The organism is Burkholderia sp. Se-20373, from assembly GCF_017104705.1.
GTDB lineage: Bacteria > Pseudomonadota > Gammaproteobacteria > Burkholderiales > Burkholderiaceae > Burkholderia.
On record NZ_JAAGPH010000100.1, the window covers coordinates 14528 to 30870 of the forward strand.

The 16343-nt window shown below is 67.0% G+C and carries 15 protein-coding genes; 2 read left to right on the forward strand and 13 right to left on the reverse strand.

Going from position 1 to position 16343, the window contains the following annotated elements; all coding sequences use genetic code 11:
* Nucleotides 1-356: 356 nt before the first annotated feature.
* The 6 genes from G3N96_RS26780 to aceK all read right to left on the reverse strand — a co-directional run bounded on the left by G3N96_RS26780 (nucleotide 357) and on the right by aceK (nucleotide 6106).
* The gene (locus tag G3N96_RS26780) at nucleotides 357-611 is read right to left on the reverse strand and encodes a helix-turn-helix transcriptional regulator (protein WP_124584971.1); all 255 of its coding nucleotides are present in this window, start codon (nucleotides 609-611) and stop codon (nucleotides 357-359) included.
* Between the two features lie 192 nt (nucleotides 612-803).
* Nucleotides 804-2078: a CocE/NonD family hydrolase gene (locus tag G3N96_RS26785; RefSeq protein WP_206139061.1), complete on the reverse strand. Its 1275-nt coding sequence runs from the start codon at nucleotides 2076-2078 to the stop codon at nucleotides 804-806.
* Nucleotides 2079-2184: 106 nt separating this feature from the next.
* The gene (locus G3N96_RS26790) at nucleotides 2185-2622 is read right to left on the reverse strand and encodes a YchJ family protein (RefSeq protein WP_124584967.1); all 438 of its coding nucleotides are present in this window, start codon (nucleotides 2620-2622) and stop codon (nucleotides 2185-2187) included.
* 45 nt (nucleotides 2623-2667) lie between these two features.
* The gene (locus G3N96_RS26795; protein WP_089441137.1) at nucleotides 2668-3345 is read right to left on the reverse strand and encodes an SDR family oxidoreductase; all 678 of its coding nucleotides are present in this window, start codon (nucleotides 3343-3345) and stop codon (nucleotides 2668-2670) included.
* Nucleotides 3346-3465: 120 nt separating this feature from the next.
* Nucleotides 3466-4233, reverse strand: coding sequence for a carbonate dehydratase (gene can / locus G3N96_RS26800; protein WP_089441136.1), 768 nt, complete (start codon nucleotides 4231-4233; stop codon nucleotides 3466-3468).
* Between the two features lie 55 nt (nucleotides 4234-4288).
* Entirely contained in the window at nucleotides 4289-6106 is a 1818-nt protein-coding gene (gene aceK, locus G3N96_RS26805; protein ID WP_206139062.1) for a bifunctional isocitrate dehydrogenase kinase/phosphatase, read from the reverse strand.
* 304 nt (nucleotides 6107-6410) lie between these two features.
* Between aceK and G3N96_RS26810 the strand changes: the two genes are divergently transcribed.
* Nucleotides 6411-7490: an MBL fold metallo-hydrolase gene (locus G3N96_RS26810; protein WP_089495733.1), complete on the forward strand. Its 1080-nt coding sequence runs from the start codon at nucleotides 6411-6413 to the stop codon at nucleotides 7488-7490.
* Between the two features lie 16 nt (nucleotides 7491-7506).
* Here G3N96_RS26810 and G3N96_RS26815 read toward each other — a convergent pair whose 3' ends face one another.
* From G3N96_RS26815 to argS, 6 genes are all read right to left on the reverse strand, one after another.
* A complete protein-coding gene (locus G3N96_RS26815; RefSeq protein ID WP_206139063.1) occupies nucleotides 7507-9153 on the reverse strand; it encodes an ABC-F family ATP-binding cassette domain-containing protein in 1647 nt (548 codons plus the stop codon).
* Between the two features lie 199 nt (nucleotides 9154-9352).
* Entirely contained in the window at nucleotides 9353-10948 is a 1596-nt protein-coding gene (locus G3N96_RS26820; protein WP_206139064.1) for an ABC transporter substrate-binding protein, read from the reverse strand.
* Between the two features lie 419 nt (nucleotides 10949-11367).
* The gene (locus G3N96_RS26825) at nucleotides 11368-12141 is read right to left on the reverse strand and encodes an SDR family oxidoreductase (protein ID WP_089473634.1); all 774 of its coding nucleotides are present in this window, start codon (nucleotides 12139-12141) and stop codon (nucleotides 11368-11370) included.
* Nucleotides 12142-12160: 19 nt separating this feature from the next.
* Nucleotides 12161-12799 (reverse strand): thiol:disulfide interchange protein DsbA/DsbL, encoded by a 639-nt coding sequence (locus G3N96_RS26830; RefSeq protein WP_085042702.1) that lies wholly within the window; start codon nucleotides 12797-12799, stop codon nucleotides 12161-12163.
* Between the two features lie 69 nt (nucleotides 12800-12868).
* On the reverse strand, nucleotides 12869-13756 hold the full coding sequence (locus G3N96_RS26835) for an SPOR domain-containing protein (RefSeq protein ID WP_206139065.1): 888 nt from the start codon (nucleotides 13754-13756) through the stop codon (nucleotides 12869-12871).
* Between the two features lie 120 nt (nucleotides 13757-13876).
* Nucleotides 13877-15658: an arginine--tRNA ligase gene (gene argS / locus G3N96_RS26840; RefSeq protein WP_206139066.1), complete on the reverse strand. Its 1782-nt coding sequence runs from the start codon at nucleotides 15656-15658 to the stop codon at nucleotides 13877-13879.
* A 200-nt stretch (nucleotides 15659-15858) separates the two neighbouring features.
* Between argS and G3N96_RS26845 the strand changes: the two genes are divergently transcribed.
* Nucleotides 15859-16182: a DUF1840 domain-containing protein gene (locus tag G3N96_RS26845; protein ID WP_089426439.1), complete on the forward strand. Its 324-nt coding sequence runs from the start codon at nucleotides 15859-15861 to the stop codon at nucleotides 16180-16182.
* 70 nt (nucleotides 16183-16252) lie between these two features.
* Here the strand turns inward: G3N96_RS26845 and G3N96_RS26850 are convergent.
* Nucleotides 16253-16343, reverse strand: a 91-nt coding sequence (locus tag G3N96_RS26850) for an integrase core domain-containing protein (protein WP_206139067.1), incomplete at its 5' end; no start/stop codon positions are given.

The window sequence follows — 16343 nt, forward strand, 5'->3', positions numbered from 1 at the left end:
AACGAAACGCGGTGAGATTAGCGTGTTCCGCGACCCGTTGCACTACCGGTTACAAACACCGCAAAGCCTTGCTGGGCGGGAGTTCGGCGCAGATCGGGGCGGCTCGGGACGGTACGGTTCAGATATCCCGAAATGACCGCAGATGACGACGTTCGAGTGAGACCCCCCAACTGAAAAAAATCGTGGGGCGGGCGGGGCGTGACGGCGCAGAAATATGGGGAATGATGAAATGGGCGGTTTGTGGCGACACGGGGAGATCGAACGATCCAGCGTCGCGCGTTGCCCGATCAGGCCGGCGGGTGCCCAGTCATCGTCGAGATAGGCAAACCCCGCGAGTCTGTTGACGACGGCAGCCATCAGAAGGCCGAGAGCAGTTCCAGCACGGTCGTTCCTGGCGCAATCGCGTCGCGATACCGAAGCCACTGCCCGAGGGCGACGCCAGAATCGCCTTTCTCGATACGATAGGCCGTATTGCGCGAGAGCCCGGCGCGGGTGGCCGCCTCGTTTTGCTGAATGCGGCGCGAAACGCACAGACGGGCGAGCGCTTCGCCAACGCGGGCGGCTTCTGCGAGAACGGTTGGGCTGGCGGCAGCGGCTTGATTGACCTTCATGTTCGTAAAATCGATCCTTATGTCGATAAGGATCGAAATAACTATCACGGCTACATGAATTCAAGCCGGATGCTCGTAAAAACGAGCGTTCCACGGATTGCGCTTGATTTTACGGGCACGAGCGAGGCGAGAAGTGAGGCGCTGCAATGGCCTCGGCGTGACGGGCGAGGGGAGGGAAATGACGCGCTTGGGTCAGCGCGAAGCCAGCGCCGGCGTACCGGTGTCGCGTGCGGTGCCGTCGTCGTTGTCGGCCGTCTGCGTCGCGTCGTTCCACACGACCCGGTCGTTGACCGCATACAGCCGGCACGAACCAGCGCCCTGCTTCGAGCAGTTGTCGAGCGCGAGCGCCATCGGATCGTCGCCGCCTTCGGCCCACGACCACGCGCCTTCCGACGACACCGCGAACGCGCGGCTCGGATGCTGGTTCAGGAAGCGGCGATAGCCTTCACGGCCGGCTTCGTCGACATACGGCACCGCGTTGACCGAGTCGATCGACGCATAGCCGCTCGCCTTCGGTTCGTGCGGGCTCGCGACCGCGTAGCGCACCGAGGTCGGCAAATTCAGCTGCGCGAGGAACGTGTTGACGGCCGGCCACCACACGGGCACGCCGTCGCGATCGACGATCAGCCGGTGCGCGTCGTCCTTGTAGCGGCCGAAATCGATGAACTGGGCCTGCGTGCCGTGCGAAACGTACGCGTCGTGCATCTGCGCGACGAGCCCGGGCGTCCACACCGAGTCGTTGTCGCCGTACAGCCACAGCGACCGCACGGCCGTATGTGCGCCGTACTGGTCGAACGCGTCGACGAGGTTTTTCTGCCAGCCGTCGCAGAGGTCCTGGCGCAACCCGCCGGAGAAGTTGATGATGCCGCGCACGCCCGGTGCGGCTTCGGTGCCGTACGCGACCGACACGAGGCCGCCGTGCGACGTGCCGGCGACGACGATGCGCGACGCATCGACGTACGGCTGGTGCGACATGTAGCGTACCGTCGCGTCGACGTCGGCCGCCTGCGCGAGGCCGTTCTTGCCGACGTTGCAGCCTTCCTGCTGGTACGTGCCGTCCGAGCCTGCGAAGCCCTGGCGGTTCGGCGCGATCACCGCATAGCCGCGGCGCACGAATTCGCGCGCGAACGCGAGCGGCCGGCTGCGCGGCTGCTGATGGAGATCGCCGGTGTTCTTGCCGTGGTTGAAGACGACGAGCGGGAACGGGCCAGGCCCGTTCGGCTTGAAGAGCGTGGCCTCGAGCGTGACGGCGCCCGATGCGTCGGCCGGAATGCGGAGGATCTGTTCGTTCAGGTCGGCGGCGACCTGCGGCAGGTTCGAATCGGCGTAGTCGAAGCGTTCGGCGTGGGCGAGCGACCCGCTGGCGCCGGCGCCCGTCCCCGTATTGGCGCTCGGCAGCGTACCGGCCTGAGCGGCCGACAGCGCACACGCCGCCATCCATCCCACCAATCCCTTGCTGAACGCCATTCGTAAGCCCTGCCATGCAACATGACCAATTCGAGGTCATCGTAGCCGGACAAAATGGGGTTGTGCAATGCGGGAATTACCCGGCGTCTGACACAGCAACTATTTGTCAACGTTCACTGACTTCGCCGTCGACGTAGCGCCAGAACCCCTGTTCGTCGCGCTCGAAACGGCTCGTCTCGTGGAGCCGGTAAGCGCGTCCGCCGACCTTGTAGCGGGCCACGAACTCGACCTCCGCGTGCCGCTCGTCGAGCGGAGCGTGGCGTTTGACCGCGAGGCCGAGCCAGTGCGGCGCGTCGGGCGCTTTGGGGTCGGTGTCGAGATCGGGCGGGCAGGTGCGCGCGGCCCAGGTCGCGCGCAGGTAGTCGGTCGCACCGAGCACGTACGCGCTGTACCGTGAGCGCATCAACTCGAGCGCGGTCGGCGCGGCCTCGCCGCCGTCGATGAAGCGGCCGCAGCAGGCGGCATAGCGGGGCGCCGGCGCTTTGCCGGCGGGAGCGGGGGACGCGCCGCCGCATGGGCACGCGTCAGGTCGGTTCAAAATCATGCGAAACAGGAATTAACGACGTAGGGTTGTCGGCTGCCTACCGGCTCACCAGCTCAGCTCGATACCGTCGTACTGGAAGAAACGGCCGTTTGCCTGCGACACGTCCGCGCCGGATTCGGCGATCACGCGGCGCATGCCGGTCACGCTGGTTTCCGGGTCGATCGCGGCCTGCGCGCCGCCCATGTCGGTGCGCACCCAGCCGGGATGGAGCGAGATGCACGCGGCGTGGCGCGTCTGCAGCGACGCGATGCGCAGTGCGTCGTTCAGCGCGGCCTTGCTCGCGCGGTACAGCCAGCCGGTCGTGCCGGTCGCCTCGGCGATGCTGCCCATCCGGCTCGACACGACGGCCAGCACGCCGCGCGCGTCCTCGACGAGCGGCAGCACGATCGGCAGCAACTGCATCGGCCCGCGCACGTTCGTATGCATCACCGCGTCGAAATCCTCGGCGGTGACCGTCTCGACCCCCTCGGTGCGCGGCCCGTACACCCCCGACACCAGCACGGCCGCATCGAGCCGCTCGCCGTCGAGCTTCCAGCCGAGCGCCGCGATCTGCTCGGGCTGCGTGATGTCGAGCGCATGGGCCTGCGCGCCGAGCGCGCGCAGTGCGTCGAGCGACGCGTCGTCGCGCGCGGTGGCGATCACGTTCCAGCCGTCGCGCCGGTATTGGCGGACGAATTCGCGGCCGAGGCCGCGCGATGCACCGACGATCAATGCGGTTTTCATGCCCGTCGCTCCTTTGCTTGGCGCCGCCGTGGCGGCAGCGCCGGGGTCAGATCCATTCGATGGGTGGCACGGCTGCACGCCAGCGCAAGCCCGTTATTAGCGTGAACAGGCCCGAGAGCGTCACTTCGCGTCGTCGCACGGCTTCAGCGTGGCGGCGACCGCCTGCGCGACGCCTTCGAGTCGTGCGGCGTCCGCCGCGATCATGTCGTTGTCCGGTGCATGCTCGCCGCCGGCGACGAGTGCGGCCACGCAGCGCTTGTAGGTCTCGTCGAGCGCGTCGAAGCTCGACACGGCCATCCCGAGGTTGCGCATCCGGCCGTCATGCACGCCGTACACGAGCCCGTGCACGGTGAGCGACTGGCCGCGCGCCCAAGCGTCGTTGACGATCGTCGTGCGGCACACGTTGACGACCTGCTCGATCGCGTTCAGCTCGATCAGGCGGCGATAGCGTGCTTCGCCCACGGGCCATGCGTCGAGCAGCGCCGAGTGGCGTTCGCGCACGTCCTGCACGTGATGCAGCCAGTTGTCGGCGAGGCCGACGCGGCGATTGAGCAGGGCGGCGTTCACGCCCGAGCAGCCGTAGTGCCCGACCACCATGATGTGCTTCACGCGCAGGATGTCGACCGCGAACTGGATCACCGACAGGCAGTTCAGGTCGCTGTGCACGACCACGTTCGCGATATTGCGGTGGACGAACACTTCGCCCGGCGGCAGGCCGATGATCTCGTTCGCGGGCACGCGCGAATCCGAGCAGCCGATCCACAGATATTCCGGCGCCTGCTGGTGGGCGAGACGCGCGAAGAACTGCGGGTCGTCCTCGAGCTTGTGCTTGACCCAGGCGTCGTTGTTGTCGAACAGGTGTGAAAGCGGATTGTCTTGGGGGTTCATCGGTGTGGATTCCGTTGACGGAAATCGGGTCGCAATCGGTGCGGTCTAGCGGGCGTCAGGCGGCGCGCTGCGCGTCGCCTGCGCCATCGTTCTGGTCCGTCGCGCCGAAGCGCGCAGGGTAGCGCACGCAAAAGCGCAGCGCGGTGTCGTACGGATAAAAGTCGGGCAATTCGCCCTGGATCAGCTTGTCCTTGCTGGCCTGCCACAGCGCGGGATCGAAAAAGTCCGCGTGATGCTTCATGAAGACCTCGCGCACGCGCGGGTCGCCGAGCAGGAACGGCCCGTAGGTCTCAGGAAAGATGTCGTGCGGGCCGACGGTATACCACGGTTCGCCGGACAGCTCGTCTTCCTCGTTGCGCGGCGGCGGCACGCGGCGCACGTTGCAGTCGGTCAGGTACTCGATCTCGTCGTAGTCGTAGAACACCACGCGGCCGTGGCGCGTGACGCCGAAGTTCTTGTACAGCATGTCGCCGGGGAAGATGTTCGCCTTCATCAGCTCCTTCACCGCGTTGCCGTACTCCTTCACGCCGTGCTCGACGTCGGCATCGGAGCCGTTCTGCAGGTACAGGTTGAGCGGCGTCATCCGGCGCTCGATGTACAGGTGCTCGATCACGAGATTGCCGTCCTCGTATTCGAGCAGCGACGGCACTTCCTTCTCCAGCTCGCGCACGAGTGCGTGGTCGAGCCGCGCGAGCGGCAGCGCGACGCTCGAATACTCGAGCGTGTCGGCCATCCGCCCGAGGCGGTCGTGGCGCTTCACGAGCTGGTACTTCTCCATGATCTGCGCGCGCGTCGTTTCCTTCGGCGGCGGGAACTGATCCTTGATGATCTTGAACACGTACGGGAACGACGGCAGCGTGAACACGAGCATCACGAGGCCCTTGATCCCGGGCGCGATGATGAAGCGGTCGCTCGAATGCGACAGGTGGTGCAGCAGGTCGCGATAGAACAGGTTCTTGCCCTGCTTCTGCAGCCCGACCGACGTGTAGATCTCCGCCTTCGGCTTGCCGGGCATGATCGTGCACAGGAAGTCGACGTACGCGGACGGCACGCCCATGTCGACGAGGAAATACGAGTGCGAGAAGCCGAAGATGATCATCAGCTGGTCGCGGCGCAGCAGCACGGTGTCGAGCGCGAGCACGCCCGGGCGCACGTGGCGGATCGGCACCGCGAACGGCAGCACGCGGTCGGCGTTGATGATGCGGCCGACGATGTACGCGCTCTTGTTGCGGAAGAACAGCGACGACAGCACGTGGATCTGGAAATTCGGCGCTTCGTCGAAATGGCCGAATTCGTCGTGGATCGCCTGCATCACGCATGCGATATCGCGCGGGAGATCGTCGAACGCCGGCTCGAGCTGGAAGTTCGTGACGATCCGCTCGAGCGTCGCAGCGAGCCCGTCGGTGCCCGGATAGTACGCGCGGTAGGTCGGCTTCGCGGCCGGCTCGTCGTTCTCCAGATACTCGGTCGAGATCGCCGGGCGCACGAAGATGAAATCGTTGCTGAAGTACGAGCGGTGCAGGATCTTGCAGCACACCGAATTGAAGAAGGTTTCCGCGCACTCGGGCTGGCGGTGCGACGTGAGCAGGCCGATGTAGTGCAGCTTGATCTGCTGCCACACTTCGTCGTCGATGTTCTCCGCGTCGTATTCGTCTTCCAGCACCTCGACGCATTCCTTCACGCGATCGTCGTACGACGTGATCCGCTCGCGCGCGAGCCGCTGCAGCCCGTGCCAGTCGCCCTGCTCGTACAGCGTCTTCGCCTCGACGGCCGCGTCGCGGAAGATCCGGTAGTGGCGGTCGAAGTTCTCGAGCATCGTCTGCGCGACGTCGAAACCGATCTGCGAGGACAGCAGTTTGGGGAAGTGATTCATCGCGTGCAGGCTCGTTCGGGAGGGGCTGTAAGCACTCGCCATTTTAGCGCCCAAGCGGGCGGTTCAAGGGCTTTGCGGCGACGCGCGGCCGGCCGTCAGGCGGCGGGTTGCCCGCCGTTGGGTACCATTCGGTGCATCTTCGCGTAAAGATACGGGTACGGAACCGATTCTGGCACGAACTTTTTTTGACGGGCGGCAAGCCGCCGGGCACGCGTTCGTCGGGACGGCGATAGAATCGACGCACCGCCCGCCGCGGCCCGCCGCCGGCGCGCAATCGCATCGATAACGACGAGACGCCCCACCGATGAACGCACTGGAACACCAACTCGACTATCCCTTCGCCGACACGCTGCCCGCCGCGGGCGACACGTTCGAGGTCGCGCCCGGCGTGCGCTGGCTGCGCATGCCGCTGCCGTTCTCGCTCGATCACATCAACCTCTGGCTGTTGCGCGACGAGATCGACGGGCAGGCCGGCTGGACGATCGTCGATTGCGGGATCGCGTCGGATGCGATTCGCGCGCACTGGGAACAGATCTTCGACACGCATCTCGACGGTCTGCCCGTGCTGCGCGTGCTCGTCACGCACTGCCATCCCGATCACTTCGGCCTCGCGAACTGGCTGTGCGAGGGCGGCGACAAGGGCCGCTGGAACGTGCGGTTGTGGATGACGCTCGGCGAGTACATGTTCGGCTGCCTGATGGCGGCCGGCAACGGCTCGAACGCGGGCGGCGCGGCCGCCGCCGATCACTTCGCGCGCCACGGGCTGACCGATCCGGCCGCGCTCGACAAGCTGCGCAACCGTCGCCACTACTACTCGGATCTCGTGCCGGCCGTGCCGCCGCGCTACCGGCGCCTGCGCGAAGGCGACGCGGTGACGATCGGCGCGCGCACGTGGCGCGTCGTGACCGGCTTCGGCCATTCGCCTGAACATTGCGCGCTGCACAGCGAAGCGGACGGCGTACTGATCTCCGGCGACATGGTGCTGCCGCGCATCTCGACGAACGTGTCCGTGTTCGACCTCGAGCCGGAGGCGAACCCGCTCGCGCTGTACCTGCAGTCGCTCGGCCGCTACGAGACGATGGCGCCCGATACGCTGGTGCTGCCGTCGCACGGCAAGCCGTTCCGCGGCGTGCGCACGCGCATCACCCAACTGCGCGAACACCACGACGCGCGTCTGGCCGAAGTGCGCGTCGCGTGCGCGGAACAGCCGATGAGCGCCGCCGACATCGTGCCGATCATGTTCCGTCGCCGCGAGCTCGACATCCACCAGATGACGTTCGCGCTCGGCGAGGCGCTCGCGCACCTGAACCTGCTGTGGCTCGCGGGTGAGCTCGTGCGAGAGCAGGGCGACGACGGTGTGCTGCGGTTCCGCACCGCCGGCTGACACCGTTTCGTTCTCCTCAAGCGACGGGTTCGTAGCGCCATCCGTCGCGATGCCACTGCATCGTGTGCGTCGGGTCGAGCGCCGCGAGAAACGCGGGGTCATGCGACGCGACCACGATCGCGCCGGGGAAGCCGGCCAGTGCGGCTTCGATCGCCCGCACCGATTCGAGATCGAGGTGATTGGTCGGCTCGTCGAGCAGCAGCAGTTGTGCGGGCGTGCCGCGCCACAACGCGCACGCGAGCGCGGCCTTCAGCCGTTCGCCGCCGCTCAGTTGCCGCGCCGGCTGCATCGCGCGCACCGCATCGAGCTGCAACAGCGCGAGCCGGCTGCGCAGGTCGCCTTCGGCGAGCGGCGTATCGAGCAGCCCCAGTTGCGCGACGATCGAACGATCGGGATCGAGCAGCGCGAGCCGCTGGTCGAGATACGCGGCGCTCACGTGTGTCGTGCACGCGCCTGAACGCGGCGAAAGCTCGCCCGCGAGCATGCGCAGTAACGTCGATTTGCCGCAGCCGTTCGGGCCGGTCAATGCGATGCGCACCGGGCCGCTGGCCGACCACGTGATCGGGTCGGCATCACCGGCGATGCGCCACGGCAGTTGCGCGCGGTCGAGCGTGAACAGCTGGCGGCGCGCGCTGACCTCGGTGCCCGGCAGCGACACGAGCACGGGCGCATCGGCTTCGACGCGAGCGGCCGCTTCCTGCACGCGTTCGTCGAGCGTCGCCTTGAATTCGTTCTGGTGGCGCCGCACCGTGCCCATGATGCCGCGCGCCGCGCCCTTGCGACTCTGTTTTGCTCCCGATGACAGGTTGGCCGTCTTCGCGTCGCGCAGCGACGCGGCTGCGTGACGCTGGATCGTGTCGTGCTCGTGTTCGAGCCTGCGCCTGACGCGTCCGCGTTCGGCACGCGCGTTGCCGAGCGCGGACTGCGCGGCATCCTGTTCCGCGTCGCGCTGCGCGCGATAGAGCGCGTAGTTGCCGCCGTACGCGCGCACGCCTTGAGGCGTCAGCTCGACGATGCGCTGCACGTCGGCGAGCAGCGCACGGTCGTGGCTCACGATGACGAGGCCGCCGCGCCAGCCGTCGAGCGCCGCGCGCAGCCACGCGCGGCCGGGCGCGTCGAGATGGTTGGTCGGTTCGTCGAGCACGAGCAGGCCCGCGCCGGAGAGCAGTGCGCCGATCAGCGCGACGCGCGCGAGCTGCCCGCCGCTCAGGGCCTGCGCGGGCGTGTCGGCTTGCACGTCGTGCAGGCCGGCCGCGTCGAGCGCGGTGCGCAGCCGTTCCGCGAGATCCCAGCGATCGCCGATCAGGTCGAAGTCGTGCGGTTCCGCGCGACCGTCGGCGAGACGCGCGAGCGCGCCGAGCGGTGCATCGAGCGCGGCGATCTGCGCGACGGTTCGCGGGCCGGCCGATACGCCACCGTAGTCGTGCTGCTGCGCGACGTAGACGACGTGCGTGTGCCGCTCGATCGTCCCCGCGCTTGGCGCGCAGCGGCCCGCGATCAATTGCGCGAGCTGGCTCTTGCCGATGCCGTTGCGGCCGACGATGCCGGTCGGCGTGCGATCGATGGAAAGGTCGAGCGAATCGAACAGCGTGAAGCCGTCGTCGAAGCGGAAGGAAACGTGATGAAGCGCGACGAGCGCGCCGGTGGGCGTGGCTGCAGCCATAAGCACCTCCGAAAATGCGTGAAGACCTTCGCGCGCGGCGTGCGTGGCACGGCGGCGAAAACATTTTGGGAAGGCTTAGTTGTTCACTTTGGCTGGCGTCCGGTATGAGGAATAGGCGCGCAGTGTAGCAAGCGCGGCGCGCGGGCCGCAAGCGACGGTCGGACGCACCGTCGCTTGCGCGCCACGCGCGAGGGTCGCGTTACTGCACGGCGACGGTCGTGAAGTTCTGCCGTCCGAACGGGCTCACGTGATAGCCGCTCACGTTCGTGCGCGTGAGCGCGGCCGCGGTCGGGTAGCCGAGCGGAATCCACAGCGCCTGGTCGTGGATGATCTTCTGCGCGGCTTCGTACAGCTTCGCGCGCTTGGCCTGGTCGGCGGTCGACTTGCCGTCGCCGATCAGCTTGTCGAGCTGCGTGTCGCAGAAGCGCGCGAAGTTGATGCCCGACTTCACCGCATTGCAGCTGAACAGCGGCGACAGGTAGTTGTCCGGATCGCCGTTGTCGCCGGCCCAGCCCATGAACAGCATGTCATGCTGGCCGAGCTTTGCCTGCTTGATCAGCTCGCCCCATTCGATCACCTTGACCTCGGCCTTCACGCCGATCTTCGCGAGGTCGGCCTGCAGCAGCTCCGCACCGACCTTCGGATTCGGGTTCAGCACGCTGCCGGTCGGACGCGTCCAGATCGTCGTCGAGAAGCCGTTCGGGAAGCCGGCCTGCGCGAGCAGCTGCTTCGCCTTTGCCGGATCGTACGCATACGGCGCGATGTCCTTCGCGTAGCTCCACGTGTTCGGCGGATACGGGTTGTTCGCGGCCGTCGCGGTGTTGTCGAACACGACCTTCAGGTAGGTCGCGCGGTCGAATGCGAGGTTCAGCGCTTCGCGCACCTTGTCGTTGTCGAGCGGCTTCTTCTGCGTGTTCAGTGCAACGAACGCGGTCATGAAGGCAGGCGTCTGCACGACCTTCAGCGCGCTTTCGCCCTTCGCGGCCAGTACGTCCTGCGGCTTCGGCGACAGCGCGATCTGGCATTCGCCGGCCTTCACCTTCTGCAGCCGCACCGACGGATCGGGCGTGATCGCATAGATCAGCCGGTCGACCTTCGGCTTCGTGCCCCAGTAGGTCGGGTTCACGTCGTAGCGGATCAGCGCGTCCTTCGTGTAGCTCTTCAGCACGAACGGGCCGGTGCCGACCGGCTTCGCGTTCAGGTCGGCCTGTTTGCCGGCCTTCAGCAGCTGGTCCGCGTATTCGGCCGAGTAGATCGACGCGAAGCCCATCGTCAGGATCGGCACGAACGTCGCGTTCGGCTCGTTCAGCACGAACTTCACGGTGCTGTCGTCGACCTTCGTGACCGACTTCACGAGCTTCACGAGGCCCATCGACTGCGCGTGCGGGAAGCCGCTCGCGCCGGCCACCTTGTGCCACGGATTCGCGTCGTCGAGCATCCGCGAGAACGTGAACACGACGTCGTCCGCGTCGAGCGCGCGGGTCGGCTTGAAATACTCGGTGGTCTGGAACGCGACGTTCGGGCGCAGGTGGAACGTGTACGTGAGGCCGTCGGCGCTCGCGTCCCATTTGTCGGCGAGCGCGGGCACGACCTTCTTCGCGGCTTCGTCGTACGACACGAGCGTGTTGAAGATCACGTCGGCCGACGCGTTGGTCGTGACGAGCGAGTTGTACTGCACGACGTCGAAGCCGTCCGGGCTCGATTCCGTGCAGACGGTGAGCGGCTTGGCGGCGGCGAGGCCGGGGGCGGCGAGGGCGGCGGCGAGCGTGGCCGCGGCGAACAGCTTGACCTGCATAGGATCTCCCACGTGGCTTGTGTTTTTTGCTGGGTGACGGGATGCGGGCGCGGCCCGGAAGCAGGCAGGGCCGGCGCGGCTGGCGAATAGCATACCGTCAAAGCGCGCGGCGCGTGAAAAAAGGCGCCTGAACGCGGCGAATTGGCCGAAAAACGGCTGCGTTCGCGACGGAACGGGTGTTGGGGCGGCGAGTGGGGCGAAGGAAGCGGCGGGCGGCGGAACGCTGGCGCCGGGGATGCAGGGCAGCGACGCGTTGGGGGCGGCGCGGGAGCGGTGCAGGCGTGTGGTGAATCGAAGCGTCGAAGCCGCCTGGCGTCGGTGTGGTGATGCGGTGATGCGGTGAGACGGTGGGACAGAGAGACGGAGAGACGGACAGACGGCCCGCGCAGCTTCACGCGGGCCGAGCGCTCACCGGAGCGTCAGTGCGCGCCCGCCTTCGGCTTGCGCGGCGCCTTCTCGAACAGGCGGTCGTACAGCCAGCGCGGCAACACATGCAGCACCTTCGCGACGACGCCCATCTGCCACGGAATCACGCGGAACGCGTGCTGCCGCGCGATCGCCTGGGCCGCACGCGCGGCGAAGCGGTCGGCGTCCATCAGGAACGGCATCCGGTACGGGTTGTGCGCGGTCATCGGCGTGCGGATGTAGCCGGGCGCGATCGTCACGACGCCGACGCCGGCCGGCCGCAGCTCGACGCGCAGCGCTTCGAGATACTTGATCGCGGCCGATTTCGACGCGCTGTACGCGCCGGAACCGGGCAGCCCGCGCACGCCGGCAACGCTCGCGACACCGACCAGCGTGCCGTGGCGCGTGGCCGTCATCGGGCCGACGAACGGCTCGAACGTCGCGACCATCCCGTAGTAATTGATGTCCATCACGTCGCGGAACGCCGCGAGATCGCCCTGGCCCGTGACGGCGCCCTGGCTGATGCCGGCGTTCGCGATCACGACGTCGGGGCAGCCGTGCGTCGCGATGAACGACGCGGCGGCCGTCGCGAGCGCATCGGCGTCGCGCACGTCGGCGGAATAGACGGAGATGGACAGCTTCGGGAAGCGCCGCGCGAACGCATCGAGGGCATCGGTGCGGCGCGCGACGAGTGCGAGCGTGGCGCCCTGGCGGGCGTATTCCTCGGCCATCGCGAGGCCGAGGCCGCTCGATGCGCCGGTGATGAAGACCTTCAGCGGAGTAGTCATGCCGGCGCGCGGGCGGGGATCAGAGCTTCTTGTCCTGAACCTGCTTCACGAGGAAGTCGAGCACCTGGGCGGTACCCGGGATGCTGTTCGTGTAAGCGGGGCCCGTCTTGTATTTGCCCTGGACGACGACCGTCGGCACGCCGTCGATCGCGTAGTCCTTCAGCAGCTTGGCCGACTGGTTCACTTCGCCCTGCACGCTGAACGAGTTGTACGCGTCCGTGAACTGCTTCTTGTCGACGCCCTGCGTGGCCAGGAAGTCGGCCTGCGCCTGCGGCGTCAGCAGGTAGTTCTTCTGCTTGTGGATCGCGTTGAAGATCGCCGGCGTGACCTTCTCGGAGATGCCGAGCGCGGACACCGCATAGAACAGCTTCGAGTGCGGGACGAAATCGTCACGGAATGCGACCGGGACGCGCTTGAAGTCGATGTTGTTGCCTTGTTTCTTCACCCAGGCCTCGATCGTCGGCTCGAATTCGTAGCAGTGCGGGCAGCCGTACCAGAAGAATTCGATCACCTCGACCTTGCCGGCCGGCGCGGACACCGGCTGCGGCGACTTCATCACCTCGAAGTCCTTGCCGGCGACCGGTGCGGCGGGAGAAGCCTGCGCGAGGCCGGCGGCCAGACCCAGGGACAGAAGGAGCGTGCTAAGCAGTTTTTTCATGTTGTGAACGTCGAATCAGTTGCTCGGGTTACGAAACGTAACGGGTTCTGAGTGGGCTCGGCCGGTTGCTTACTGCTTCGTGAAACGAATCACCGCCGTGTCGACACCTGCATCGGACAGGCGCTGGCGAGCCGAGTTCATATCCTCGAATTTCGAGAACGGGCCGACACGCACGCGGAAATACGTCACGCCGCTGACGTCGCGCTTCGACACCTTGGACTCGAAGCCTTGAAAGCCGAGGCGCGCGCGCTGCTGCTCGGCGTCGCCTTCCGTCTTGTACGCGCCTACCTGCAGGAAGTAGCCGGTATTCGCGTCGTTCGCGGTCGGCGGCTTTGCCGTCGCGGCGGCCGCGGCCGACGAGGTCGGCTTCGGCGTGTTCGCGGCCAGTTGCTGTTGCTGCTGCTTTTGCGCGGCGGCTTGCTGCGCCTGCTTCTGCGCGGCGAAGCGGGCGAGGTCGTCCTCGCCGCCTTGCGGCTGTTGCTGCTGCGCCTGCTGCGTCTTCTTCGGCGGCGGCGTGGTGTCGGCCGGCTTCGGCGCGACGGCGACGCCGTTACTCGACGACGTGTTGTTCGACGCGGTCGTGTTGTTCGAGCCGCTCGACCCGTTGGCCTGCGGCGGCACTTCGACGATCTGCGGTTCGGGCAGCAGGCCGCCCTGGGTCTGGTTCGCGGCCTGGCCGGGCGCGGTGTTCGGCGGCGCGGGCTGCGCGGCCTGCGGCACCGGCTGGCCCGGCGTCTTGCCCTGCAGCGCGCGGTTCGGATCGAACTGCTGCGGCTGGCTCGCGCCGTTGTCGGCCGGCGGCGGCGCGACCTTCGATACGAACGGCGACGGGGAACGCGTGATGTAGAGCGCCACCACCACGGCGATCGCGAGGCCGACGATCAGGCCCAGCACGATTCCAAGAAATGTCCCTCCGGCTTGTTTCGATTGCTTCGAAGTTCGGCGTGGTTGTGCCATTGCTTGAGTCACCTGCAAAAAGAATCGTGAAAAGGCTGCGACGGGCACCCGGCGGCGGGCATCCGGCGGCGGGCGCTCCTGCCGCAGCCATTCGCTGCCCGGCTCGGGCCGCTTGCTGCGTTACATCTTGGCGGGCGCGGACACGCCGAGCACCGCCAGACCGTTCTCGAGCACCTGCCGGGTCGCGGCGAGGAGTGCGGCGCGCGCATTGCGTGGCGCTTCGTCGTCGACCAGCACGCGCTCCGCATTGTAGAACGAGTGGAATTCGCCAGCGAGGTCGCGCAGGTAGAACGCAACCGCGTGGGGTGCCAGTTCGTTGGCCGCGTGCGTGAGCATGTCCGGGTACTCGGCCAGCTTCTGCATCAGCGATGCCGCTTGTGCGCTCGTCAGCTGCGACAGGTCGGCGCCCGGCAGCTGTGCGACGTCGACGTTGTAGCGCGCTTTCAGCTCGTTGAGCACCGAGCAGATCCGCGCGTGCGCGTACTGGACGTAATAGACCGGGTTTTCGTCGTTCTGTTTCAGCGCGAGGTCGATGTCGAACACGAACTCGGTATCGGCCTTGCGCGAGATCAGGAAGAACCGCACCGCGTCACGGCCGCGCGTGATCGTCGCTTCGTCGATCAGGTCGGGCGCCGCTTCCTGGCCCGCCGCCGCGCCGCCCGACCATTCGATCAGGTCGCGCACCGTCACGTAGCTGCCCGCGCGCTTCGAGATCTTCACTTCCTGGCCGTCGCGCATCACGGTGACCATCTTGTGCAGCACGTAGTCGGGGTAGCCTTTCGGGATCCCGATGTGCAGGCCCTGCAGGCCCGCGCGCACGCGCGCGATCGTGCCGTGGTGGTCCGAACCCTGGATGTTGATCACCTTCGTGAAGCCGCGCTCCCACTTCGTCACGTGGTATGCGACGTCCGGCACGAAGTACGTGTACGTGCCGTCCGACTTGCGCATCACGCGATCCTTGTCGTCGCCTTCGTCGGTCGTGCGCAGCCACAGCGCGCCGTCCTGCTCGTAGGTCATGCCGGCCTGGATCAGCGCGTCGACCGTCTTCTCGACACGGCCTTCGCTGTACAGCGACGACTCGAGGTAGTACTGGTCGAACTTCACGCCGAATGCCTGCAGATCCATGTCCTGCTCGCGACGCAGGTACGTGACCGCGAACTTGCGGATCGCGTCGAGATCCTCGACGTCGCCCGTGCCCTTGACCGGCTCGCCGTCCGACGCGGCGACCGTTTCGCCGTTCAGGAAGTCGCGTGCGATGTCGGCGATGTATTCGCCGTTGTACGCGGCTTCCGGCCAGCCCGCGTCGCCCGGCTTCAGGCCGCGTGCGCGGGCCTGCGTCGAGATCGCGAGGTTGCCGATCTGCACGCCTGCGTCGTTGTAGTAGAACTCGCGGTGCACCGCGTAGCCCTGGCTCGCGATCACGTTCGCGAGCACGTCGCCGAGCGCGGCCTGGCGGCCGTGGCCGACGTGCAGCGGGCCGGTCGGGTTCGCCGACACGAATTCGAGCAGCACCTGCTTGCCTTTCTCGCGATCCGACGTGCCGAACGCGCGGCCCTGGTCGAACACGGCGGCGATCACCGCCTGCTTCGCGGCGGCCGACAGGCGCAGGTTGATGAAGCCGGGGCCGGCGATCTCGGCGGCTTCGACGAGGCCTCGCGCGCCCGGCTGGGCGGTGAGGGCGGCGACGATCTGCTCGGCGAGCTGGCGCGGGTTCGTGCCGAGCGGCTTCGCGAGCTGCATCGCGACGTTGCACGCGACGTCGCCGTGCGCGGCGACCTTCGGGCGCTCCAGCGTGATGACGGGGGCGACGGACGCCGCGTCGGCGCCTTTCAGCGCGTGTGCGACCTGCTTGACGCTATCCGCGAGCAGGGCTTCGAGGGTCTGTTTGTGTGCTGGCAGCATGCTGGTAGAAGGCTTCGTTGGTGGCGGCCGGAAACGCCGGCCCGCCGGCGCGCTTTTTAAGCGCGCGTTTCAGGGATCGCAGAATTTTAACAGGTGCTAATATGCCGCTCAGGCGGCCCGCGTCCGCGAGGCCGGACGCCGGTCTGCCGGCGTTCCCCAACCGCGCCGCGCAGGCACAACAAGATGAAAAGGGAATTGTCATGATTACGTTCAAGAGCAAGGCGGCACAGGATCTCGACGTGCTGAAGGATTTCGCCGTGTATGTGCTGGGTCTCGTCGGCAAGCAGCTGGGCGAGCGCGGGGTGATTACGCACGATGAGCTGGACCACGCGATCGCCAAGCTGGAAGGCGCGGTTGCGCAGGCGAAGCAGGAACGCGCCGAGCACGCCGGCCATTTCCACGAGGACGAAGCCGATCACGCGCACCACGAAGTGCCGGCGAGCCTGGCGCAGCGCGTTGCGCCCTTCCTCACGATGCTGCGTGAAGCGAAAGCCGGCGAAGCCGACGTGCACTGGGGCTTCTGAGCCTGCTTGCCCGGCCGCTCCGAAAGGATCGAAATGTCAAGTCCTGGAATAGGTTGACAGTATCCAGGCACTAGAACGCCCGATGCACCGCATCGGGCGTTTTGTATTTCAGAGCCGTATGCGGTCGCTCATGGTTGTAGATGTGCACCGACTGTTCGACC